The 22,891-nt window shown below is 65.8% G+C and carries 21 protein-coding genes; 10 read left to right on the top strand and 11 right to left on the bottom strand.

From position 1 onward, the window contains the following. Nucleotides 1-32: 32 nt before the first annotated feature. The 5 genes from ACHQ4I_RS35690 to ACHQ4I_RS35670 form a co-directional block, all read right to left on the bottom strand. Nucleotides 33-1,646, bottom strand: coding sequence for a Na+/H+ antiporter subunit D (locus tag ACHQ4I_RS35690; protein ID WP_420776309.1), 1,614 nt, complete (start codon nucleotides 1,644-1,646; stop codon nucleotides 33-35). Continuing rightward, nucleotides 1,643-2,026, bottom strand: coding sequence for a Na(+)/H(+) antiporter subunit C (locus ACHQ4I_RS35685; RefSeq protein WP_420776308.1), 384 nt, complete (start codon nucleotides 2,024-2,026; stop codon nucleotides 1,643-1,645). The genes ACHQ4I_RS35690 and ACHQ4I_RS35685 overlap by 4 nt, the downstream gene beginning before the upstream one ends. Continuing rightward, nucleotides 2,023-4,908, bottom strand: a complete 2,886-nt coding sequence (locus ACHQ4I_RS35680; RefSeq protein ID WP_420776307.1) for a Na+/H+ antiporter subunit A — start codon at nucleotides 4,906-4,908, stop codon at nucleotides 2,023-2,025. The genes ACHQ4I_RS35685 and ACHQ4I_RS35680 overlap by 4 nt, the downstream gene beginning before the upstream one ends. Before the next feature lie 110 nt (nucleotides 4,909-5,018). Next, nucleotides 5,019-6,374, bottom strand: a complete 1,356-nt coding sequence (locus ACHQ4I_RS35675) for a hypothetical protein (RefSeq protein ID WP_420776306.1) — start codon at nucleotides 6,372-6,374, stop codon at nucleotides 5,019-5,021. A gap of 70 nt (nucleotides 6,375-6,444) precedes the next feature. Beyond that, entirely contained in the window at nucleotides 6,445-8,712 is a 2,268-nt protein-coding gene (locus tag ACHQ4I_RS35670) for an AAA family ATPase (RefSeq protein ID WP_420776305.1), read from the bottom strand. Between the two features lie 509 nt (nucleotides 8,713-9,221). On the opposite strand from ACHQ4I_RS35670, the gene ACHQ4I_RS35665 reads away from it, so the two are divergent. Further along, entirely contained in the window at nucleotides 9,222-9,839 is a 618-nt protein-coding gene (locus ACHQ4I_RS35665) for a DUF8020 domain-containing protein (protein WP_420776304.1), read from the top strand. A gap of 99 nt (nucleotides 9,840-9,938) precedes the next feature. Here the strand turns inward: ACHQ4I_RS35665 and ACHQ4I_RS35660 are convergent, their stop codons facing one another. From ACHQ4I_RS35660 to ACHQ4I_RS35640, 5 genes are all read right to left on the bottom strand, one after another. Next, nucleotides 9,939-10,391 (bottom strand): hypothetical protein, encoded by a 453-nt coding sequence (locus tag ACHQ4I_RS35660; RefSeq protein ID WP_420776303.1) that lies wholly within the window; start codon nucleotides 10,389-10,391, stop codon nucleotides 9,939-9,941. 137 nt (nucleotides 10,392-10,528) lie between these two features. Further along, nucleotides 10,529-10,882 (bottom strand): UBP-type zinc finger domain-containing protein, encoded by a 354-nt coding sequence (locus ACHQ4I_RS35655; RefSeq protein ID WP_420776302.1) that lies wholly within the window; start codon nucleotides 10,880-10,882, stop codon nucleotides 10,529-10,531. Further along, nucleotides 10,882-12,384: an ATP-binding protein gene (locus ACHQ4I_RS35650; protein ID WP_420776301.1), complete on the bottom strand. Its 1,503-nt coding sequence runs from the start codon at nucleotides 12,382-12,384 to the stop codon at nucleotides 10,882-10,884. The genes ACHQ4I_RS35655 and ACHQ4I_RS35650 overlap by 1 nt, the downstream gene beginning before the upstream one ends. A gap of 14 nt (nucleotides 12,385-12,398) precedes the next feature. Beyond that, the gene (locus ACHQ4I_RS35645; RefSeq protein WP_420776300.1) at nucleotides 12,399-14,066 is read right to left on the bottom strand and encodes an NAD(P)/FAD-dependent oxidoreductase; all 1,668 of its coding nucleotides are present in this window, start codon (nucleotides 14,064-14,066) and stop codon (nucleotides 12,399-12,401) included. Nucleotides 14,067-14,087: 21 nt separating this feature from the next. Then, entirely contained in the window at nucleotides 14,088-14,279 is a 192-nt protein-coding gene (locus tag ACHQ4I_RS35640) for a hypothetical protein (protein WP_420776299.1), read from the bottom strand. Nucleotides 14,280-14,466: 187 nt separating this feature from the next. Here ACHQ4I_RS35640 and ACHQ4I_RS35635 point away from each other — a divergent pair, with 187 nt between their 5' ends. From ACHQ4I_RS35635 to ACHQ4I_RS35610, 6 genes are all read left to right on the top strand, one after another. Then, nucleotides 14,467-14,922, top strand: a complete 456-nt coding sequence (locus ACHQ4I_RS35635) for an SRPBCC family protein (RefSeq protein ID WP_420776298.1) — start codon at nucleotides 14,467-14,469, stop codon at nucleotides 14,920-14,922. A 377-nt stretch (nucleotides 14,923-15,299) separates the two neighbouring features. Further along, on the top strand, nucleotides 15,300-15,650 hold the full coding sequence (locus ACHQ4I_RS35630; protein WP_420776297.1) for a hypothetical protein: 351 nt from the start codon (nucleotides 15,300-15,302) through the stop codon (nucleotides 15,648-15,650). After that, nucleotides 15,647-16,915: a hypothetical protein gene (locus ACHQ4I_RS35625; protein ID WP_420776296.1), complete on the top strand. Its 1,269-nt coding sequence runs from the start codon at nucleotides 15,647-15,649 to the stop codon at nucleotides 16,913-16,915. The genes ACHQ4I_RS35630 and ACHQ4I_RS35625 overlap by 4 nt, the downstream gene beginning before the upstream one ends. Then, nucleotides 16,908-17,549, top strand: coding sequence for a hypothetical protein (locus ACHQ4I_RS35620; RefSeq protein ID WP_420776295.1), 642 nt, complete (start codon nucleotides 16,908-16,910; stop codon nucleotides 17,547-17,549). Before ACHQ4I_RS35625 ends, ACHQ4I_RS35620 begins: the two co-directional genes overlap by 8 nt. A 126-nt stretch (nucleotides 17,550-17,675) precedes the next feature. Then, entirely contained in the window at nucleotides 17,676-18,656 is a 981-nt protein-coding gene (locus ACHQ4I_RS35615) for an RDD family protein (protein ID WP_420776294.1), read from the top strand. Between the two features lie 67 nt (nucleotides 18,657-18,723). Beyond that, a complete protein-coding gene (locus ACHQ4I_RS35610) occupies nucleotides 18,724-19,416 on the top strand; it encodes an SIMPL domain-containing protein (protein ID WP_420776293.1) in 693 nt (230 codons plus the stop codon). 1 nt (nucleotide 19,417) lies between these two features. On the opposite strand, the gene ACHQ4I_RS35605 is transcribed toward ACHQ4I_RS35610, so the two are convergent. Continuing rightward, nucleotides 19,418-20,446 carry a beta-ketoacyl-ACP synthase III gene (locus tag ACHQ4I_RS35605; protein ID WP_420776292.1) on the bottom strand — a complete coding sequence of 343 codons (1,029 nt, stop codon included), beginning with the start codon at nucleotides 20,444-20,446 and terminating at the stop codon, nucleotides 19,418-19,420. Nucleotides 20,447-20,667: 221 nt separating this feature from the next. Between ACHQ4I_RS35605 and ACHQ4I_RS35600 the strand changes: the two genes are divergently transcribed. The 3 genes from ACHQ4I_RS35600 to ACHQ4I_RS35590 all read left to right on the top strand — a co-directional run bounded on the left by ACHQ4I_RS35600 (nucleotide 20,668) and on the right by ACHQ4I_RS35590 (nucleotide 22,890). Next, on the top strand, nucleotides 20,668-20,940 hold the full coding sequence (locus tag ACHQ4I_RS35600) for a GlsB/YeaQ/YmgE family stress response membrane protein (RefSeq protein ID WP_420776291.1): 273 nt from the start codon (nucleotides 20,668-20,670) through the stop codon (nucleotides 20,938-20,940). Between the two features lie 328 nt (nucleotides 20,941-21,268). Continuing rightward, the gene (locus ACHQ4I_RS35595; protein WP_420776290.1) at nucleotides 21,269-21,991 is read left to right on the top strand and encodes a phosphatidylserine decarboxylase; all 723 of its coding nucleotides are present in this window, start codon (nucleotides 21,269-21,271) and stop codon (nucleotides 21,989-21,991) included. Next, the gene (locus ACHQ4I_RS35590) at nucleotides 21,988-22,890 is read left to right on the top strand and encodes a CDP-alcohol phosphatidyltransferase family protein (RefSeq protein WP_420776289.1); all 903 of its coding nucleotides are present in this window, start codon (nucleotides 21,988-21,990) and stop codon (nucleotides 22,888-22,890) included. The genes ACHQ4I_RS35595 and ACHQ4I_RS35590 overlap by 4 nt, the downstream gene beginning before the upstream one ends. Nucleotide 22,891 lies beyond the last annotated feature (1 nt).

Below are 22,891 nucleotides of genomic sequence, written 5' to 3'. Positions count from 1 at the left end.
GCAAGTATCCGGCTCGCTGCCTCGCGTGCGGCTCATCGGATTGTTCCCCGTGCTTCGGCTTGCTCGGCCGAACCGCCGAGCACCGCACCGACATACACCGACGGATTGCTCAGATCATCAGCGGCGCGATCGGCAATGCGCAGGATCGGACCGGCGAAAACGGTCAGGCAGAGACCAACCATCACCAGCGCCGCTGTCGACAACACCATCAGCAGCGGCATCCGCCCCGGATCGGTGCGCTCGTCATAGCGCACATCGGTCGAATCCTCCACCAGCGTCGGCGGTTTCGCGGCCGTGAGGTGGCCTTCCGGCGCTTCGGCGCGTGGCCGCCAGAACGCCTTGCTCCACACGCGTGCGACGGCGTACAGCGTGAGCAGGCTGGTCACCACCGAACCCGCGACCAGCACCCAGGCCAGTACGCTGCCGTCCGCGGCGCCCGCCTGCAACAGCGCGACCTTGCCGATGAATCCCGAAAACGGCGGTATACCACCGAGATTCAAGGCGGGGACAAGGAACAGAATGGCGAGCAATGGACTCGCCGCCGCCAAGCCGCCGAGCCGACGCAGCGATACCGAACCCGCCTGCCGCTCGATCAGCCCGACCACCAGGAACAGGGCGGTCTGCACCAGGATGTGGTGGGCCACATAGAACACCGAGCCGGAGAGCCCGGCGGCGCTGGACAGTCCGATGCCGAACACCATGTACCCGATATGGCTGACCAGGGTGAACGACAGCAGCCTTCGGATATCGCTCTGGGCGATCGCGCCGAAAATGCCGATCAGCATGGTCAGCAGACCGCAGACCAGCAGGATGTCGTCGAAACCGCCGTCCGGGAACAGCAGGGTATGCGTGCGGATGATCGCGTACACACCGACTTTCGTCAGCAGCCCTGCGAAAACGGCGGTCACCGGCGCGGGCGCGGTGGGGTAGGAGTCGGGCAGCCAGTTCGAGAGCGGGAAGACCGCCGCCTTGATGCCGAAGGCCACCAGCAGCACCGCGTAGACGGCCATCCGAATACCGTTGGGGGCCTCGCCCATTCGCACGGCGAGCTGGGCCAGGTTCAGCGTGCCGGCGCTCGCGTAGGCCAGTGCGATGCCGGTGAGGAAGATCAGCGATGACACCATCGAGACCATCACGTACGCGATACCGGCCCGGATCCGCTGCGCGGTCGCGCCCACGGTGAGCAGCACAAACGATGCGGCGAGCAGGATTTCGAACCCCACGAACAGGTTGAACAGATCGCCAGCCAGGAATGCGGCCGAAACACCCGCGGTCAGTACGAGATACGTGGGTCGATAGATCGAGGTCGGCTGGCGGTCGTCACCATCGCGAATATTCTGCCCCGCACCGTAGACCGAAACCGCGAGCAGCACGATCGCGGAGACGAGCAGCATTGCCGCGGAGAGTCGGTCGACCACGAGCGTGATCCCGATCGGTGTGCCCCAGCCGCCGACCTGCAGCGCGGTGGTGCCTTCGCGATCGACCAGATACAGCAGCACCCCGCAGATGACGACCACCAGGGCGAGCAGGGACAGCATGACGACCCGCTGGATGCGCGGCTGCCGCCCGAAGACCAGCGTGGCCGCGGCTCCGAGCATCGGCACCAGGACCGGCAGCGGTGCGAGCGTGGTCAGCAGATCGCTCAATCCTCCGGATCCTCTCGCTCGCGCCGGGCGGCGACCTCGACGTCCTCCGGGTCGTTGTGCACGGTTTCGGTGGTGGTGAGGATGTAGGAGCGGTAGGCGAGCGCGAGCACGAAGGCCGCCAAGCCCATGGTGATCACGATCGCGGTGAGCATCATCGCCTGGGCCAGCGGATCGGCCATCTCCTCGCCAGCTTGTTCGGCCTCGCCGCGGATGGGCGGCCTGCCGTCCGGGCCGCCGACGGTGAGAATCAGCAGATTCACCGCATTGCCGAACAGGATCATGCCGAGCAGCATTTTCGACACCGCGCGTTCGAGGATCAGATAGACCCCGCACGCGACGAGTATCCCGATCACGATCAGCAGCGTCAGATTCACAGTCACTGGAAACCTCCTCGCGCCGAGGCGGATTCGTCCTCGGCGCTGGCCAGCTCGCTGTCCAGGCGAGCGCCGAGACTGCGCAGCACATCGAGGACCAGGCCGACCACGATCAGATAGACGCCGAGATCGAAGAACAACGCGGTGACCACCTTGACGTGGCCGATCACCGGTAGCGTCACCGCCAGAATCGCCGAGGACAGCGGCGGCGCGCCGAGCAATAGCGAGGTAGCCGCGGTTCCGGCGGCCAGCGCCAGTCCGGCGCCGAGCAGATGTCCCGCGTCGACGGGCAGCGCCTCGCCGAGTTCGTAGCGGCCGCCCGCGAGATAGCGCAGGGTCAGCGCGAGGCCGGCGGTCAGTCCGCCCGCGAAACCGCCGCCGGGCGCATTGTGGCCGGAAAAGAAGAAGTACACCGAGAGCACCATTACGGTCGGGAAGACCAGCCGGGTGGTGATCTGCAGGACCATCGATCGGTCGCGCCGATCCACCAACCGGCCGGCGGATAACCAGCTGACCAGGTCCGGATCGTAGTTCGGGGCGTCCACCGCGCGCGGGGCGCTGCCGAAGCGCCGACTGCGGAACACCAGGGACGCGACACCGGTCGCGGCAACGACCAGCACCGAGATCTCGCCGAGGGTGTCCCAGGCCCGGATATCGACCAGCAGGACATTGACGGCGTTCTTCCCGCCCCCGAGTTTGTATGCGGCATCGGGGATCAGGTGCCAAATGGGTTCGGTCGAACGGGCGGCGATGGCGAAGGCGGCCAGCACCGCAACCGTCGCCCCGACCAGTGCGGACAGAATCGCCCTGCGCAGTTTGAATGCGGCCGTGCGGCTTTCGTCGATCTCGGCGGGGAAGGCGCGCAGCACCAGCACGAAAATAACCAAAGTCAGTGTCTCGACCAGGAATTGGGTGAGCGCCAGATCGGGCGCACCGTGCAGTGCGAAGATCACACCGCAGCCGTAACCGGTGACGCCGACGACCAGCACACTGGCCAACCGGTTGCGCAGCACCGTCGCACCCAGCGCCATCGCGACCATGATCGCGCCGATGGCGGCCTGGAACGGCGAATCCCAAAGGCGCAGGCGGACATCGGTGCGGGCGCCGATCGCGAGCAGTACGGTCGGCAGCAGGATCAGCGTCACCAGGATCGTCGCCTGACTCAGCGGCAGCGAACCGCGCTGCACCGCACCGGTCATCCGCAGCGAGAGTCGATCCATTGCCCGCAGCGTGGCGTCGTAGGCGCGGTCGGCATTGCCGAGCAGCGTCGTGGACTCCCCGATTCGACCGCGCACCTGGAACGCCACGATCCCGGCGCAGATGATCAGAATCGTCAGTGCCAGTGCGGTATTGAATCCGTGCCAGCGCGCGAGATGCGAATCGAGCACTCCGGGAAGGGTTTTCGCATAGGGATTCAGCAGTTCGTCCAACCACGGTGCACCGAGACCCGCCATCACACTCCCCACCGCGAGCAGCGCGGGTGCAGCCGTGAACAGCGCTCCCGGCGCATGCCAGTGACCGCCCTGCGCCGGATGCAAGTCCTTGCCATCGTGCGGATCTCCACTGTCAGCTCTGAGTTCGTCGCCGCGGGGCGGTAAATCCTTGTCCGCGAAGGCTCCCCAGACGAATCGGATGCTGTAGCCGACCGTCAACATGGATCCGAGCACCACACCGGACACCAAAACCAACCTGGCGGGCTGGGCGAGGATGTTCACGTCCAGGACCGCGCCCAGCGCACTCTCCTTACCCACGAACCCGAGCATCGGCGGTATTCCGGCCATGCTGAGCGCGGCAAGCACCGCGACCCCGCACAGCACCGGCGCGCGCCGACCGAGGCCCGACAACTCCCGCAGATCGCGCGTCCCGGCCCCGTGATCGATGATCCCGACCACCATGAACAAACACGCCTTGAAGAATGCGTGCGCGACCATCAACGTCGCCCCGGCCAGTGCCGCATCCGGTGTACCGAGCCCGACCAGCAGGATCAGCAATCCCAACTGGCTCACCGTCCCGAAGGCGAGCACCAGCTTCAGATCGGTCACCTGCAACGCCCGTAACCCCGCGAGCACCATCGAGGCCACGCCCAGCGTGAGGATCAGCGGATGCCAAGCAGGGCTATCGGCGAACACCGGCGCGAGCCGCGCCACCAGATAGACACCCGCCTTCACCATGGCCGCCGCGTGCAGATACGCGCTGACCGGGGTGGGCGCCGCCATCGCACCCGGCAGCCAGAAGTGCAGCGGCACGATCGCCGATTTACTCAACGCCCCGACCAGCAGCAGCACCACCGCGACGTCGACCGCGGTGCCTGAAGGCGGCCCGGCCAGCAGATCCGACAGCAGATAACTGCCGCTCACCTGACCGAGGACGACGATCCCGACCAGCATCGCCAGCCCGCCCGCTCCGGTCACCAACAGCGCCTGAATCGCCGCCCGCCGACTCACGGCCTGCTCGGCATTGTGGCCGACCAATAGGAACGACAGCACCGTCGTCATTTCCCAGAACACGAAGAGCAGCAACATGTTATCGCTGGTGACCAGCCCGAACATGGCCGCGGCGAAGGCGACCAACTGCGCCGCGAATACCCCCAGCCGCGGTTCGTCGTCCTCGAAATACCGGGCGCAGTAAGCCAGAATCAGCGTTCCGATGCCGAGCACCAGCGCGGACATGATCGCGGCCAGCGAATCGAAGCGCAGATCGATATTCATCTCGATACTCGGCGCCCAGCTGACCCGAATCCGCTGTGTACTACCCCAATTCGCGATCACCCAGCCGAGGCAGCCGAGCGGCGCCAGCGCGAGCACGTAGAAACCATTGCGCCCCAACGTCCGCACGCACAGGGGAGCCGTCGATGCGGCTATCGCGAGCGCGAGCAGGATTCCGAGCAAACTGCACTCCGTCGGGTAGTTGCGGCGGGGTGATGGGCATGATCTTACTTGGGGCCTGGGGCTTTAGTCGGCCGAGCGAGTATGGCGTACGCCATCTCCACACGGCTGGGCTATATGTCCGCTACCGTTTCGTCCGCGGTGGAATGGTCCGGTTTCGGTCGGCTGCGCGGCCGAAATCGGCGCAGCACCAGCAAACCGAGGGCCGAGCCGCAGACCAGGGCCAGCGCCATCCGGCCCGCCAGTGCTTGGTGGTTCGCGCCACCGTGTGGCGGCCACTCGTCGGAGTCGTGCGGCAACGCGGTGATGATCGAGGGCAGATACAGTGCCGCGATGGCGAGCACCCCGCTGGGGGAGTAGCGGGGACGGGCGGCGCCGCAGCAGTAACCGGCCGTCAAGGCGAGGACGCCGCTGCCCGCCGCGATCACGTAGCGATGGTCGTGGGGCGGTTTCACCAGGGCGAATACCGCGAGACCGGTGATCAGGGCGATGGCGATGAACATCGATGGCATGCGGATCCCGGCCAACAGCCCAACGGCGGTGAGCCCGATCAGTGCGGCCGCGCTCCAAGCGGGCCGCGGGGTGCTGCCGATCGCGTCGGCGGCGGCGACCAGACTCACCGCGAGGTACACCCCGGACCCATCCCGGCCGGGCAGCAGCATGGCCGCGGCGGTGGCGACGATGACCGTCGCGGCGACCGCCATCCCGATCTCGACCGCGTGACTGACATCGGGTGCGTGCTGATACTGCCGCGCCAGCCATTCGGTAATGGCCAGGATCACCAGCGCCAGCACCATCGCGGCCAGGATCGGCGTCACCGGAAGTTCGACGACCAGCTGGGGCGGACTCGGCTCCTTGGGCTGGGACCAATTGCGCAATGTGCTGATGATCAGCAGCACCACCGCCACGCCGATGAGCCAGCGCGGCGGCGTCTCCAGCACCGAATACGGATTGTCGTCGGCGATGTCCAATAGCTCGGCGAGGTCGCCGAAGACGAAGAAGCCGGCGCCGCCGATCGCGAATCCGGCCGCCGGGCCCGGTCGTCGCAGCACCGCCGCGCCCAATGCGCCGAGCAGCACTCCGCCCAGGATCGAATCCAGATAGTTCTGCGTGGTCAGCAGGTCGGCCGAGGAAACATTGCGTCCGGCAATGTGATTGATTTCCATGCCGATCGCGGCGCCCAGCGCCGCCGCCCAGGCTGCCGCAGGCTTGCTGAGGGTGATCACCAGCACCGCGACGGCGACCGCGACGATCACCCCGATCGCGGCCCCGCGCGGGACGCTGTTGTTGAGGCTGGCCAGCCGATAAGGCGAAGCCTCGGCGGTCCAACTGAAGTTGATCGGCAGGAACAGTGCCACGCCGGCGACCGCGGCCCCGAGGAAGGCCGTGACCGTATCGACCGTATTGCCGATCTTGTGCACCTCGTCGAACTTACCCGCGCCCAACCCGAGAATCTGCGATTGCGACAAGATCGCTCGAATATGTCGGATACAAGGAAACGCCAGGAAGAAGCCGATTACCAGAAGGTTGCTTGGACGGCTATCGGCGGTTGTCGGCGTAGCGACGCAGCGACTCGACCTGTTCGGCTTCGAGTGAGGGTCGCACCACCGCCCTGGCCGCCGCGACATCCGCGGCGGTGACATCGGCGGCGTCCACATCCCGGCGCATCGCGGCCAGCGCGGCCTCGCGCAGCAGGGCACTGCAGTCGGCCGCGGAGTAGCCGTCCAGGTCGGCGGCCAGCGCGGCGAGATCGACATCGGCGGCCAGCGGCACCGACTTTCCGGCCGCCCGCAGGATTTCCAGCCGGGCGTCGGCGTCCGGGGGTGGCACGAAGATCAGGCGTTCCAAGCGACCGGGCCGCAGCAGCGCGGGATCGATGAGCTCCGGGCGATTCGTCGCACCGAGCACCACCACATCGCGCAGCGGTTCCACGCCGTCGAGTTCGGTCAGCAGCGCCGCGACCACGCGATCGCCGACGCCGGAGTCGCTGTTCTGACCGCGGCGCGGCGCAAGCGCGTCCACCTCGTCCAAGAAGATCAGCGAGGGCGCGGAATCGCGTGCGCGCTGGAACAATTCGCGCACCGCACGCTCGGACGCGCCGACCCATTTGTCCATCAGCTCGGCGCCCTTGACCGCGTGCACGCTGAGCTGGCCCGTCCCCGCCAGCGCGCGCACCAGGAACGTCTTGCCGCAACCGGGCGGACCGTAGAGCAGTACGCCGCGCGGTGGATGAATACCCAGGCGAGCGAACGAATCCGGGTGCCGCAGCGGCCAGAGCACGGTTTCGGTGAGCGCCTCCTTGGTCTCGACCATATCGCCGACGTCGTCCAGGCTGAGGCTGCCGATCGCGAGTTCCTCTGTGCCGGAGCGTGATAGCGGCCGGATCACCTCGGTGGCGCCGAGCAGGTCCGCCTGCGTGAGCTCCGGCTCCGATTGCTGTTTACTGGCCCGCGATGCCGCGCGCAGCGCCGCCTCACGGCACAGCGCGGCCAGGTCCGAGACCACGAATCCCGGTGTGCGCGAGCAGATTTCCTCGAGCTTCAGATCCTTGGTCGGCACCTTGCGCAGCAACTGCTCCAGCAGTGCCTTGCGCACCGACGCGGTCGGCAGCGGGAGTGCGAGCTCGCGATCGCAGAGATCCGGTGCCCGCAGCCGCGGATCGATGCCGGCCGGATGCGCCGTGGTCGCGAGAAAGGCGACGACCGGTTCGGCGACCGCCCCGCGCAGCTGATCCAGGATGAGGGTGGCGACCGGTTCGGCCGGTGCGGGCAGCAGTGCGTCGATATCGGTGACGAGCAGGATTCCGCCCCGGCCGGAGCAGACTTCGGCCACCGCGGCGGCGACCTCGCGCAACCGCGCGCCGCTCTCGGCCGCGCCGACCGTCGGGCCGTCCAGCTCGACAATGCGCCGGGGCGCGGTCACCGCGCGTGCCAGGGTGGCCTTGCCGACACCGGCCGGACCGGTGATCAAGACCCCGAGATGGGCGGTGGCGCCGAGGGCCTTCAGCAGCTGCGGTTCATCGAGTGCGAGGCTCAGCCATTCCTGGAGTTTCGCCGCCTGCCCTTGTACGCCAGCCAGATCCTCGACCGGGATGGCGGATGCGCCGATCGTCGTACTCCAACCCTCGCCCGCCCCGTCGGTCGCCGCCATGGTCTGCAGGGCCGCGGCCTCGGTGACGCCGCGCGCGGTCTCACCCGCGGGGCTCGGTAGCCCGGCGGCGGCCCGATCGGCGGAATCCCGGGCCGCCACCGCACCCGCGCCCCAGACAACCGCGGTATTCGGCTGCACACTCACCGGACCACGTCCGGGATCGGTGGCGGTGACCGTCAGCAGCTCGGTGGTCCACGCGATCCCGAAGGTGCGCGAAAGTGCCTGGGTGGCAGCCGAGGAGCTGATATCCGGGCCGAGATCGCGGGGTAATAGGGATACCGCGTCGCCGATGGTCACCACCTTGCCGAGCAGGGCCTGCCGCAGCGTCGCCGCCGGGATGGTCCGGGTGGCATGCACCGAACCGCTCACCGAGATCTGCTTGGCGCCGTACACGGTCGCGGGGGACACCACCACATTCGTGTCCTCGCGCAGACCCGCATTGGACAACGTGACGTCATCGAGCAATGCCACCCCGGCCGGTGTGCCGGCCGGGGCCACCCCGACCACCGCCGCGGTGCGCCGCGACCCGACCAGCGCGATCCCGTCCCACTCCCGCAGCCCGAGCGCGGTCAGCGCCTCCGGATGCAGCCGGACCACCCCGCGCCTGGCGTCGGCGGCGGAGGGGTTCAGTCGTGCGGTGAGCGCCAGTTCTGCCACTGTGCCATTCTGCCCGCGTCCGGCCCTGGTTGGCCCGCAGACCGGCGGATAGGTCCGACGGACACGGAAAACCGGCGCTAGACCCACTGTTCCGATTCGGTAAACGTAATTGTGAATGTTGTCACGGAACCATAAGCGGCACGACTTCGTCGTGGGACGGGATGGAGTTACGGAATGGCGCTGACGTACCGAATCGGCAAGGTTCGATTCGCGGCTTCGGCAATCATTGCGCGGCGGCGGCACACATAGCGGTGCCGATATCGTCGCAGCAGGTTGGGTTGCCGGACCCGGTTATGGACATGCGCCCAAATTTGTCGGGGTGTAGTGCCGAGGTTATGTAGTGGCAAACCGAGTTTTCCGGGGCAGTAAAAGCCACGTAGTCTCACTCGGTGACGATGCTGATCCCTTGTGCCCCAACGACTTGTGGTGATTCGGCGACATTACGGCCGGGGTAATGTCGCCGACGGCCAGCCCAGAAGGGGCGGCCATTCTTGGAGGGGATTCAAAGAATGAAGTTCGGAAAGATCACTACTGCTGTCTTCATGGCTGTCACCGCGGTGGGAATCAGCGCGGCTACCGCCAATGGACAGCCCGCCGTGGCGACCGACCAGCCGGCGGTAGTGACCCAAGGGGCCGTGACCTCTGGTGTTGCACACGGAATCAACTACCACACAACGGTTTCCCCAACTGATAAGACCATCACCTGGGCGGTTGACAGCGGCCGGTTCGAGCTCGCCTCGGACGGCGCCGCAGTGCTGCTGAAGTCCGACGACGGCGCGACGGTGGACCAGGTGCCGCTGCACTCCGAGGTCGCGGGACTTCCGATCGCGGTGAGCCAGCAGATCAGCGCCGACGGCCACACCGTCGCGCTGACTTCGACGATGACCCCGGCGGACACCGCGAAGCTGAAGGACATTGCGGGGCTGAAGGACATCAGCTCCTACGACCGACTCATGGAGCAGGTCAACAAGAACCTGCCGGGCATCGTCATCGGGGCCGTCCTCGGGGCCTTCATCCCCTTCCTGTGGATCATCAGCATCCCGGCCGGTGCGCTGATCGGCGGATACGTCATGGGCGGCCAGGAGTTCCTCGACGCCGTGATCGCGTTCGCCACCGGTCAGCCCTGATCGTCGCGACATAAGTAGAACGCGCGTACACAGCGCCTGCCCGCTGTGTACGCGCGTTCTGTGTATGTGCGTTGGTGCTGCGACCGAGGCGCGCGGGGCCTATTTATTCTTTTCGACGATTCCGGCGGCGATCACGACCGGGGTGTCGGCATAGGTCGGGGCCAGGCAGACGAGTTTGGCGGTGCCGAGGGCGACATTCGGGCTGCCCTCGAACGGGCTGTCCGGATTCTCCGCGAGCACCTGTTCGATCAGCGTCTTCTCACCCGTGCTGTCCAATTTCTTGAAGTCCGCGCAGGTGGTGCGCGATGCCGGGCCGAGCGAGGAGGTATCCACCGCGGCCTTGGTGGTGGTCGGCGCGCCATCGGTGCTGGTCGGTGCGGCGCCGGTCGGTCGCGCGGCCGTTGTGGTCGCGGCGGGCGTACTCGTATTCGTACCCGTCTCGCCCTTGCGCAGACCGTTCGCGTCGGTGTTCGTATTGTCCGACCCGCCACAGCCGGTCAGCGCGAAAACCACCGCCCCGGTGGCCAGGGCGGTGGCGGTAACTCGCTTCATCACGTGCGTTCCCCGGTGACTCGAGGCACCGGAATCTCCGGCGCGTCCGGTGCAGAGTACCGGGTGGGATCGAGGGATTGTCATGGAGCCCACAGTGCGGTGCGCCCCTTGCGATTCGCCGAACGATCCGGAGACGGTCAGTGGATGTGTGACTGCCAGTCGGCGGGCACCCGGCCGCGCGGACCGGGCACCGGCTGGTCCACCGGATGATGTGTCGGCGGCGCGAGTTCCGGTCCGCCGCCATACATCTCGTCGGAGCGGAAATCGAAGAACCAGTCCTCGCCCGGCTCATAGCTCTGGATGAACGGGTGCCCGGTGTCCTTGGCGTGTTTGGAGGCGTGCTGCTCCGGCGAGGTATCGCAACAGCCGATGTGCCCGCACTGCGCGCACCGGCGCAGGTGCACCCACCAGCCCTGGGCCGCTTCGCATTCCAGACAGCCGGGACCGCTCGGCGCGACCGACGGGTCGATGCCTTCCAGTTCCTGCGTCATCACTGACCTCCTGTATCGGCTTCGGTTTGCGCCTGATTGTCGTCGGTCTGCTCGGGGCGGTGCAGCGGGAGCCAGACGGTGAACCTGGTGTCGCCCGGCTCGGAATCGAGCTGAATATCGCCGTGGTGCTTGTTCACCACGATCCGGAACGAAATATCCAGGCCCAGACCGGTTCCCTCGCCCACCGGCTTGGTGGTGAAGAACGGTTCGAAGATGCGACTGCGCACCTGCGCGGGCACGCCCGGCCCGGTGTCGCCGATTTCGATGACGGCGCAATCGTTTTCGTGCCGGGTGCGGATGGTCAGTTTGCCCTGGCCATTCATCGCGTAGACCGCGTTATCGATCAGGTTGGTCCACACCTGATTCAATTCCGCCGCGAAGCAGGGCACTTCGGGCAGCGTCCGGTCGTACTCCTTGACGACCTTGACGCCGTCGCCGATCTTGCGGCTGAGCATCACCAGCGTGCTGTCGAGCAGTTCGTGGATATCGACCACCTGGAATGGCGCCCGGTCCATCTGCGAATACTGTTTGGCCGCGCCGATCAGGGTGGAGATGCGGGTGGTCGAGTCGGCGATCTCGTTCATCAGCAGTTCGGTCTCGATGGTGTAGTTCAGCCACCGGATCGCACCCTGGAACACCTGGTCCGGACAGCTCTCCAGGGTGGCCGAAACCCGTTCCAGCCAATCGACGTCGAAGCCGGCCTGCACGAAATTCGGCGCCAGATTCCAGCCGTCGTCGATCCCGTGATCCTCCAGCCATTCGCTGAGCAGGTCTTCGCGCTCGGAGGCCTCGAGTGTGGTCAGCTCCGGCGCCTTCGCGACCTGGGCCGCCGCTTCCTCCTGCAGGCGCACCAGCGCTTCCAAGGATGCGGTGTCGAATTTGCCCTGCGCCATCATGGCCAGCTTGTGCCGCATGCCCGCGACCCGATCGCGCAGTCCGGAGGTGGCGCGCACCGCGGCGGCGGCCGGATTGTTCAGCTCGTGGGTCAGGCCCGCCGACAGCGAGCCGAGGGCGAGCAGGCGCTCGCGCTGGTTGATCCGCTCGATATTGTTGCGATTGCCGAAGAACGCGCCCTCGAGCAGGTGCACGGCCATCGGGAACCATTCGTGCATCATCCGCGCGAAGGTGCCCGCGTCGAGTACGAAGAAACGCGACCGGCGGGTCACATACATCGAGCCGGTGTAGGTCTGATCGACCTTGTCGCCGAGGTAAGCGGTCCACGCACCCGCGTACGCGCCGCGGTAGTCGGTGCGCGACATCTCGATCTCCGCACCGCCGGAGAGCTTGGTGAGCTGCACCTCGCCCTCGATCATCACGTAGAAGCAGGTGGCCGGATCGCCCTCACGGAAGACCAGGCCCGGCTCGATGATCTCGATGCGTCCGTCGGCGCACAGCAGTTCCAGCTGTTCGTCGGTGAGCTTCTCGAACAGGAAGAGGCTGCGCAGTTCCGCGGGATCGCAGACCAAATGACTGCTGCGATCCGCCGTCTCCTTCGAATTCATGGTCCAGCCTCCTATCACGCCAGGTACCGATGCACGAGCATGACCGCCATCGCGCCCTCGCCGACCGCCGAGGCCACCCGCTTCGCCGAGTCGGCGTGCACGTCACCCGCCACGAAAACCCCTGGCACGCTGGTCTCCAGATGGTGTGGCGGTCTGGGTAGCTCCCAGCCCGCGGGTCTGGTCCCGTCGACGAGCAGATCGGGACCGGCGAGCACATAGCCCGCCTCGTCGCGCTTGACCACCCCATCGAGCCAGTCGGTCTGCGGTGCGGCGCCGATGAACAGGAACAACCGTTCCGCCTCGGCTTTTTCTTCCGCACCGGTCTCGTTATTGCGCAGCACGATCCACTGCAGGTGGTCCTCGCCGTCGGCGGCGGTCACCTCGGTATCGGTGTGCACGCGAATGTTCGGTATCGCGGCGATCTGCTGGATCAGATAGTGCGACATGGACTTCTCCAGCGAATCCGCGCGGACCACCAGATGCACGGTGCGCGCGTTGCGGGACAGGAATACCGCCGCCTGACCCGCCGAATTCGCCCCGCCGACGATGTAGACATCGTGATCGGCGCATTCGGAGGCCTCGGTCATGGCCGAGCCGTAATAGACCCCGCGCCCGGTGAAGTCGTCCACGCCCGGCGCCGGATGACGCCGGTAGTCCACACCCGTCGCGATGATCACGGTGTGCGCGCAGAGCCGCCCACCGTCGGCGAACCGCACGGTCCGCGCCGACCCGTTCACCTCGAGCCCAACCACCTCGCGCGTCGTGATCACCTCGGCCCCGAACTTCGCGGCCTGTCGCCGCGCCCGATCGGCCAACTGGGCACCGGAGAGCCCGTCCGGGAAGCCGAGATAGTTCTCGATGCGCGAGCTCTGTCCCGCCTGGCCGCCGGTCGCGGTGCGCTCCACCAGCACCGTGCGCAGGCCCTCGGATGCGCCGTACACCGCGGCGCCGAGTCCGGCCGGTCCGCCGCCGACCACGATCAGGTCGTAGAAGTCACCGGTCGGATTGGTGTTCAGACCGACGCTTTCGGCCAGTTCGCCATCGCTCGGCTGCACCAGCGCCTGCCCACCCGGGGTGATCACCACCGGACAGATATTGGGATCGGCGCCCGCCGCCTCCAGCAGCCGCGCGCCCTCCGGCTCCTCGGCCAGGTACCAGCGGTAGGGCAGCTGATTGCGGGCCAAGAACTCCCGTACTTCCGAGGACCGCGGTGACCAGCGATTTCCGACCACCTTCGTCTCGGTGACGGGCTTGTGGTCGTTGCTGCGCCATGCTTCGAGCAGGCCGTCGAGCACCGGATACAGCTTCTCCTCCGGCGGATCCCATGGCTTGAGCAGATAGTGGTCCAGGTCGATGACATTGATCGCGTCGATCGCGGCGCTGGTATCGGCGTAGGCGGTCAGCAGTACGCGGCGCGCGTACGGGTGCAGGTCCATGGCCTGCTCGAGGAATTCGATGCCGTCCATGCCCGGCATCCGGTAATCGGCGATCAGTACCGCGACCGGGTGGCCGCGCAGTTTCATCTCACGCAGGGCGTCGAGCGCGTCCGCGCCCGATTCCGCGCGCAGAATCCGGTATTCGGCCCCATAACGGCGGCGCAGGTCGCGGACGACCGCGCGGGAGACCCCCGGGTCGTCGTCGACACTGAGGATGGCCGGCTTCGTGGCAGCGGGTGAAGTCACATATCGAGTATGGAACGCTCGTCAAACCCGATGTTCGCGCACCAAGTCCAGTTCAGTGGGCGTGAGCAGGCGCTCCAGTCGTTCTTCCCCAGCGATCTTGCGTTTGGTGTGTGGCGCGGCGGTGTCCCGGGCGGGCTGGGGCTCGGGTTCGATGGCGGGAAGCAGCGGGACCTGGTCCTCGTGCCGACGATGTAAGAGGGAGCGCAGTTTCACAGCCGATCACCTCACGCTGGACGGAAAAGCTTGTGGCAGTGTCTGATGCTTCGTCTATCCGATATTGTGCGCGCGCTATTACAAAGGCCGGTCGATAAATCGCGAAAAAGTGACCCATTTGTCTTCCAACAGCCGCCGACTAGGATGTTGTCTAATCTTCAGTGCCAACAGTTCTCCGGAGGCAGCGTTGCCGAAAAATATCGAAGCCACGATCGACATCGCCGCACCTCCGGAGCAGGTTTGGGCCGTGGTCTCGGATCTGAAGCGGATGCCGGAGTTCAGCCCGCAGTGCGTGCGGATGCTTGCGCTCGGCGCTCCGAAGGCGGGCACCTGGACGATCAACCTCAACACCGACGGCAAGAAGTACTGGCCCACCACCGCGCGCATCGTGCGCTATGAGCCCAACCAGGCCTTCGCCTTTCGGATCAACGAGAACCGCACCATCTGGAGCTACACGCTGGAGCCGACGGCCACCGGCACCCGGCTGATCGAACGCCGCGATGTGCCCAATGGCACCACCTGGTTCTCCCGCAAGGCCATCGATGCCGCGCTCGGCGGCGAGGCGCCGTTCGAGGAACTGCTCGAGCGCGGGATGCAGGAAACCCTCGGCAAGATCAAGTCCGCGGTCGAGGCCGCCGCCTGAGCCGCTGCCGGCGGCCACATACTCAACCGAACACACGTCAGGCCCGATCCGATGATGCGGATCGGGCCTGATTCTGATTCGGGGAAGGCCACGGCGGTCGAACTCGCCGTCGCGAGCACCGCCGAGGAAGGCGTCCCATTCGCGATCAGTTCTACGCCACCGCTGTCGAGGACTCCCCGCGTCGATCCCCGGCCACCAGCACCGCCGACCTCATTACCTGGCGCACAAGAATGTCGGCTCGATGGAACCGTTTCGAAAGACGATGCGTCCATTACTGATACAGGTGTCTCGATCCGCCCGGAACTCCACTCCCACCCTGTGAACCGTCCACACGGACCGGACAGGGTTCTCGGCGGTCGGCATGTACATGACCTCGCGTGAAGGAGAGTGTCGAGTTGGCCGGATTTCTAGAGGTGGACATCGATGTGTTGAGCAAGACCGTTCAGTCTCTGCGCGGCGCCGAGCAGGTGCTCAACGATGCGATGAACGCGATGAAGAACGGCGGCCACGGCGACATCGGAACCAAGACTCTCAACGACGCCGCCGACAGTTTCCAACGACGCTGGCAGTTCGGCATCGAACGGATCGGCGAGTCGGCGAAGGCAACCGCGGACGGTGTCGCACAGTGCCTCGACGCCTATCAACAGACCGACCAAGCATTCGCCAAGGTGGTCGAGCAAGCCGAGAACGCCGTTGACCGACAGCCGACCACCTCGGCCACAGCATGAGCCAGAACCCCTACCCATACCTCGGTTTCAACCCGGTTCCCGGCGCCCCGGACGACGTGGCGGGTCTGCGCGGCCAGATCAATACAGCCGCCGACGCAGTCAAGGAAACCAATCAGCTGCTGAACAGCCTGCGCAACAGCAACGACAATGTCTGGCAGGGCACGGGCGGCGATGCTTTCCGTGCCCACTTCGACACCACCCTCGCCCAGGATCTCGGCTACGCCCAGAACTCGCTCGAAAAGGCCGTCGGGCTCCTCGCCGAATGGCATACGAACCTCGTGAGCTTCCAGGACACCGCCAACGGCCTGGAAACCGAAGCCGCCGAGGCCAAAGGGCAGTACAACAGCGCACTGCAAACATTGCAGCGAGCTCGATCGAACGCGGATTTGGGTCTGGGCAACCTGACCTTCACCGATCCAGTCGAGTTGCAAGCCGCGCAGACCCGCCTCAACGCCGCCACCGCCCAGGTCAATGCTGCCCTCGCGGCAGTCGACACCTGGGAAGGGAACGTCGATTCGATCATCCGTCGCGCGCGCGATCTCGAAAGCACACATGACAGCTCGGCCCGACGGATCGCCAGCGAACTAGACGCGGCCGCAAAGGATTTCGCGCCCAGCGCACCGGACAAGAGCATCTGGGACCGCATCACCGATGCGATAAAAGGTGTCGGCCAGTGGATCAGCGATCACCGACAGCAGATCCACGATGTGTTGGCAGGGGTATCTGCGGTTACGGGTCTTCTCGCACTGGTGACACCCCCACCGGCGGACGCGATCTTCGCAGGTATCGCACTCGTTGCCGGCGCGGGTGCCCTCGCCACGGATTTCCTCGATCCCGACGTCCGTGCTGCATTCAAGGATGTCTTATCTGGAGATTTCAATGGTGATGCGCTCGAGAAGATAGGTATGACGGTTGGGCTCGACAGCCTGGGCGTCATACCTGGCGTCGGGGGAACAATAAAGGGGGTGAAGGCATTTACTGAGCTCGGGGAATTCGCTCCGGCGATCAAAGCAATCACTCAGGGAGCGCAAGCGCCGGGATTCGCTACGAAACTTATTGACGGCGTTCCGAACTATGTCAACAAGGTTCCACTGATGCCCTCGGTCGTAACCCGATCCATGAATGACTTCAGCGGCTTCTTCGAGGACTTCGGTCAAGTCAGCAAGTATGAGCCGGGAACATCGGCGGCTGGCATCGAACTGTTCTCGCGCGCTGGAAAGGCTGGCCTCGGACTTTTCAAGATCGGGAACATCGGCAATGACTGAGACAACAGTGGATATCTGGATTCCCCACGGCTTCATGGCGATGCCCCTCACGGAAATAGAGAGCCGGATCGGCATTGTCCAAGAGATTGTCGGTGAAATGGAGCCATCGACGACGAAGGCCACGGCTGAGGCAATCCTGCCCGCCGCCGCAACACTCTTTGCTGAACTAGCGTACCGGGACGCAAGGTACTGCGGAATAGGTCGACACTTGTCGACGGACGGAAATCTGATCACGTCATGCATCACTGTTTGCGTCTATGAAACCGGTGGCGAGAAGATCAATCCACGATTGCGATTGGCAAATCTAGCTGGTGAAAGAGCCAGGTCCGGCGAAGTATACAACGTCGAAATGGCAGACGTGGGTGGTCGGCCGATGATGTTCACCGAGCGCGTGACGGAGCTTCCAACGCCTGAGCTTCCTGGGAGACCGTACGGGAGCGCCACCACGGGCACGTACCAACTCGAAGCTGTCGTTCCGTCGGGCGACGGGTCGGCCCTGGCCGCTATCGAGCTATCGACCGTGGCAGTCGGCTATGGTCCAGAATTTCGAAAGATGGTGGTGGGCATGGCAGCGTCGATCGAATTCCGCGCGACCGGTCGCACGAGGCCTCGACCACCGTCGCTGGACTTGTGAGGGGATTTCGTCGTGGAAACATCGTCACCGGCCGCGTCCTGGCCGGCCACGCGTACCGCGTTGCGAAAGGGAATGCTGCTGCCATGGATTGCACTGCTCGGCGGGGTCGCTAGTATCCCAGCGTCCGTGATTTTCATAAATTTGGGCGATCCTGGCCACAGCCACCTGTCCCACCGCCTCTCCGGGGTCGGATTGATGCTCTCGGTAGTCTTTTTCTGTACTGGAATGATCGGCGCATGCACGGTGTGGATCCGGAGGCGAACGCGGCGGATATTGCGGCGATATCCCTGGCTGGAGTATCAGATCGGTTATCTGACCAACCACCGCTACGAGTGGGTTGAACTGAGGGATATCAACGGAAACCGAATCTCACAATTGATCGTCAGCAGTTGGGTTCATCAAATAGGTGCAGTGGTCGACGGCAGCTCTTCGACGGCATGGTTCGCAGGCGATCCCCGAAAACGCGGAGTCATATCGGCTCCAGGCGGCGGTGTCTTTCGATACGCATACTATTCGCCGGCGAGGCAACCGCCCGAATTCTCCTTCAGGGAGAATCGTTCCGGCACGCGACTCGATCCAGCGGGTGCGCCGCCGCAGTCCGTTCGCGAATTTCAATTGACTCCGGACCGCGGTCGCGTGGTAGTGAAGCCGGTTGATGAATCGGTGGGTGTGATACGGCACGGCAGCTCGGAAGACACTCGTTATCCGTCGCCCCGCATATTGCGCCGAGTCTTCGCATTCGTCATCGACTGGTCGCTGCATATCGGTGGTGCGGCGGCGCTCGTGCTGCTGGGAAAGGGCAGCGTTCCGCTCGTCGGAGGAGTTGCGCTCGGCGTGTGGCTGGCCACTTCCTTCGCCGATCGGGTCATACTGCAAGGGGCATTTCATACCACTGTCGGGAAGGCGCTGTTCGGCCTGTGTGTGATACAGTCCGACGACGGTAGCTTTCCGTCATATGGCAGACTGACAAAGGTCTGGTTCATGAATTTGTATTTCTCCGCGATGCTCCCCTTGGCGCTGTTCGGAGGCGACGGACCGGGCCCCGAGAATCTCAGCGACTACTTCCTCCCCGCCGTACGACGCCGCGATATACCGGCACATAGCTGATCGCGAGATCACAAGGGATCGGGTGTGTTTCGAGGCAGTGAGCCGTGCCCGTGCGTAAGTTGCCACTATGCGACCCATTACGCGATATTCGGCGGCAACTGTCGCCGTAGTCGGTTCGGCCCTGCTGCTCACCGGATGCGGTAAATCCGATTCGGCGCCCGAGCGCGAAGTCACGGTGGTGGGCACCGGCCAGGTGCGCGGTGCCCCCGACACCCTGAACGCCGAGCTCGGCGTCGAGGTGAACGCCGACAACGTCTCCGCGGCCATCTCCGGCGCCAACGAAAAGTCCAAGGCCATGACCGACGCCATGGTCACCGCCGGACTAGCCCGCGAGGACGTGCAGACCAAGGACGTCTCTATTCAGCCGCAGTACGGTCCGGACGGACACATCATCTCCGGCTACCGGGCCACCAACTCGGTGCGCATCGTGATCCGCGATCTGTCCAAGGGTTCGGCGATCCTGGACGCCGCGACCAAGGCGGGCGGCAACGAGACCCGGATGCGCGGGGTGTCTTTCGCGATCGAGGACGATTCGAAGCTGCTCGCCGACGCCCGCTCGCGCGCCTTCGCCGACGCCAAGTCCAGGGCCGATCAGTACGCGGTGCTGGCCGGGCTGAAGCTGACCGATGTCATCACCATCAACGAGGCCAGCAGCCGCGAGGAGAACAACCCGAAGGTCGGTGCCCCCGAGTCGTTCCAGTTGGAACCCGGCACCCAGACGGTGACCTTCACGGTGAAGGTCACCTGGGGTCTGGGCTGAGTTACTGCCAGTTCGGCAGCGTGACGACCTGCGCGGCGTAGGACAGGCCCGCGCCGAAGGCGATCAGCAACGCGGTATCGCCCGGCTTCGACTCGCCCTTGCGCAGCAGCGCCTCCATGGCCAGCGGAATCGAGGCGGCCGAGGTATTTCCGGTCTCCTCGATATCGTTGGCCAGCGCGCAATGCTCGGGCAGTTTCAGCACCCGGGCCATGATCTCGATGATCCGGCCATTGGCCTGGTGCGGGATCATCGCGTCCATGTCATCGGTGGTCAGCTCGGCGCGATCGATGGCGTCGCGGCACACCTTCTCCAGTGAATGTGCGGCCCAGCGGAATACCGCGGTCCCCTCCATCGCGAGGTAGGGCCGCACCGCGTCCAGGCCCTTCTCGTCGATTTCGGCGAAGTACTCCATCCAGTCCTTGTCCTGGCGGATCGCGTGGTGCTGGGTGCCGTCCGAACCCCAGACCGTCGGGCCGATGCCCTGCTCCGCGGACGGACCGACCACCACCGCGCCCGCGCCGTCGGCGAATAGGAATGCGGTGGCGCGATCCTTCGGGTTGACGGTGGTGGTCAACTTCTCGACCCCGATCACCAGCACATGCCGGGCGGTCCCGCAGCGCACCAGATCGGAGGCCAGCGCGAGGGAGTGGCAGAAGCCGGCGCAGCCTGCCGAAACGTCGAACGCCGCCGACCCGTTCATGCCCAGCTCGGTCGCGATCCGCGGCGCGGCGGCCGGAGTCAGCAACAGATGGGTGGAAGTTGCCACGATGACGCAATCGACCTGGTCGACGTCGACTTCCGCGGATTCGAGGGCACCGCGCGCGGCGGCGACACTCATGGACTGGATCGTCTCCGTCTCCGAGGCGAAGCGACGTGTCTTGATGCCGGACCGGGTGCGGATCCACTCGTCGCTCGAGTCGATCGGCCCGGCCACCTCATCGTTGGTGACGATTCGAGCGGGGCGGTATACGCCGAGCCCGAGGATCGCCGTGTGCTCTGCCCCCGTTATCTGGGCGATTCGAGCGGCCATTGTGCGTCTCCTATGTACCTGCGGCGGCGCCGCCGGGTTGTACCCGAAGCATCGAAATGAGTCCCTCATCGGCCCATTGCCTACGTCTGCGTAGACATGAGGCCCCCTCATATTAGCCCCCCGCGCGCGCGACGGGAGTGCGTATTCTCACATTCGGCGGGTATACCTCCGAAGCACGCCCTGTGGTGCGGCGCTGCCTCAACTAGTGATTCGAGGACACCATGCTCGGACTCGGGATTATCGGGTGGATCATCATCGGCGGTCTCGCCGGCTGGATCGCCAGCAAGATCATGAAGACGGATGCGCAACAGGGCATCCTCCTCAACATCGTGGTCGGTGTCGTCGGTGGCCTACTCGGCGGATTCCTACTGAAGTTGCTCGGCGTCGACGTCGAGGGCGGCGGGCTCTGGTTCAGCTTCTTCACCTGCCTCGGTGGCGCGGTGATCCTGCTGTTCCTGGTGAAGCTGTTCACCGGCCGCAAAGCCTCCCGCTGACAGCTGTGTCGGATTTGCGGCGTGAGCGGGCCCTGCGTGGTTACGCAGGCTGCCTCCTGCGGGGCCTGACGCTCACGTCGCGTGTCGGATTTGCGGCGTGAGCGGGTCCTGCGTGGTTACGCAGGCTGCCTCCAACGGGGCCTGACGCTCACGTCGCGTGTCGGATTTGCGGCGTGAGCGGGTCCTGCGTGGTTACCCAGACTGCCTCCTGCGGGCCTGACGCTCACGCCGCGTGCCACCGGCTCGATTCCCGTAAGGTGTGAACGCTTGCGCTGGACCTATGGTTGAGGGGCGCAAACCGTCTGCATCGAGCACGAAAGAGGAGCCTGTGGCACGCCGTCCCACCCCGCCCGGCACGCCCGAAACGACCGGAGTCGGCCATGTCGTCGATCTGGTCCGGGCCGCGATCCCCCCGCTGCATCCCGCCGGGCTGCCCTTTGTCGCGGCGCCGCTCGCGGTGGCGGTCGTCGGCGGTAGGCGCAAGTGGGTGCGTCGCACGGGTCTGTTGGCCGCCGCGGCCTGCGCGACCTTCTTCCGGCATCCGAACCGGGTGCCGCCGAACCGGGCCGGTGTGGTCGTCGCCCCGGCCGACGGTGAGATCGCCCTTGTCGATACCGCGACGCCGCCCGCGGAACTGGGTCTCGGCGATCAGCCGCTGCCGCGGGTGAGCATCTTCCTCTCGGTGCTCGACGTGCATGTGCAGCGCACGCCGATCTCCGGCAGCGTGCGCACCGTGCTGCACCAGTCCGGTCAGTTCCGTTCCGCCGATCTGCCCGAGGCCAGTGCGGTGAACGAGCGCAACAGCATGGTCATCGACACCGCGGGCGGTGCGCAGATCGTGGTCGTCCAGATCGCGGGTCTGCTGGCGCGGCGCATCGTCTGCGACGCCAAGGTCGGTGACAAACTGACCATCGGCGATACCTACGGCCTGATCCGTTTCGGCTCCCGCGTCGACACCTACTTCCCGGCGGGCACCGAACTGCTCGTCGAACCCGGACAACGCACGATCGGGGGCGAAACCGTTCTGGCCGTACTTTCTACCGACTCATGATGGAGCAGGCCCTGCCGACACCGCAGCGAAGGCGCCGGAGTATCCGGCTGTTGCCGAGCATTGTGACAATCCTGGCGCTGTGCGCCGGACTGTCCGCGGTGAAGTTCGCCCTGGATGACAAGCTCGATATCGCCCTGGCGATGGTGGGCGCGGCGGCGGTGCTGGACACGCTCGACGGTCGGCTGGCTCGGATGCTGGCCGCCACCACGAAGATCGGCGCGGAGCTCGATTCGCTCTCCGACGCCATCTCCTTCGGTGTCGCACCCGGTCTGGTGCTCTATATCGCGCTGCTGGACAGCAACAGTGCGGGCTGGATCATCGCGCTGGTGTTCGCGGTGAGCATCGTGTTGCGGCTGGCCAGGTTCAACACCCTGCTCGACGACGACACTCGACCGGAGTGGTCGCGTGAGTACTTCGTCGGTGTGCCCGCTCCGGCGGCCGCGCTGATCGCGCTGGTGCCGATCGGGCTGTATGTGCAGTTCGGCGACGGCTGGTGGGTCGGCTTCTACGAGGTCGCGGCCTGGACGGTCTTCGCGGCGGCGTTGGCGGTCAGCACGATTCCGACGCTGGCGATGAAGTCGGTATCGGTGGCGCCGCAGGCCGCGGCCGGACTGCTGGTGCTGACCGCGCTCGCGGCGGCGGCACTGGTCACCTATCCGATCGTGCTGCTGCTGGTGCTGGTCGTGGTGTACCTCGGACATATTCCGTTCGCCTGGCATTCGCAGCGCTGGGTCGCCGCGCGCCCGGAGACCTGGCAGCACAAGCCATCCGAGCGCCGGGCGCAACGCCGGGCGCAGCGGCGGCGGCCCGCTATTCGTCGTCCGGCGATCCGCGGGGCCAGTCGGCTGCGGCTGCGTAGTCCCGGTAAGGACCGCCCGATGGACGATCTGCACACCTGAC

This window comes from Nocardia nepalensis (genome assembly GCF_048910785.1).
Taxonomy (GTDB): Bacteria; Actinomycetota; Actinomycetes; order Mycobacteriales; family Mycobacteriaceae; genus Nocardia; species Nocardia nepalensis.
The sequence above is the reverse complement of the archived record's forward strand: the minus strand, read 5'-3'. Positions and strand labels throughout refer to the sequence as shown.

Bases quoted from the DNA above. Each gene is read 5' to 3' on its own strand.
- ACHQ4I_RS35665 (WP_420776304.1), top strand. From the start codon at position 9,222: ATGAAGTTCGGAAAGATCACTACTGCTGTCTTCATGGCTGTCACCGCG.
- ACHQ4I_RS35660 (WP_420776303.1), bottom strand. From the start codon at position 10,391: ATGAAGCGAGTTACCGCCACCGCCCTGGCCACCGGGGCGGTGGTTTTC.
- ACHQ4I_RS35655 (WP_420776302.1), bottom strand. From the start codon at position 10,882: ATGACGCAGGAACTGGAAGGCATCGACCCGTCGGTCGCGCCGAGCGGT.
- ACHQ4I_RS35650 (WP_420776301.1), bottom strand. From the start codon at position 12,384: ATGAATTCGAAGGAGACGGCGGATCGCAGCAGTCATTTGGTCTGCGAT.
- ACHQ4I_RS35625 (WP_420776296.1), top strand. From the start codon at position 15,647: ATGAGCCAGAACCCCTACCCATACCTCGGTTTCAACCCGGTTCCCGGC.
- ACHQ4I_RS35620 (WP_420776295.1), top strand. From the start codon at position 16,908: ATGACTGAGACAACAGTGGATATCTGGATTCCCCACGGCTTCATGGCG.
- ACHQ4I_RS35610 (WP_420776293.1), top strand. From the start codon at position 18,724: ATGCGACCCATTACGCGATATTCGGCGGCAACTGTCGCCGTAGTCGGT.
- ACHQ4I_RS35605 (WP_420776292.1), bottom strand. From the start codon at position 20,446: ATGGCCGCTCGAATCGCCCAGATAACGGGGGCAGAGCACACGGCGATC.
- ACHQ4I_RS35600 (WP_420776291.1), top strand. From the start codon at position 20,668: ATGCTCGGACTCGGGATTATCGGGTGGATCATCATCGGCGGTCTCGCC.
- ACHQ4I_RS35590 (WP_420776289.1), top strand. From the start codon at position 21,988: ATGATGGAGCAGGCCCTGCCGACACCGCAGCGAAGGCGCCGGAGTATC.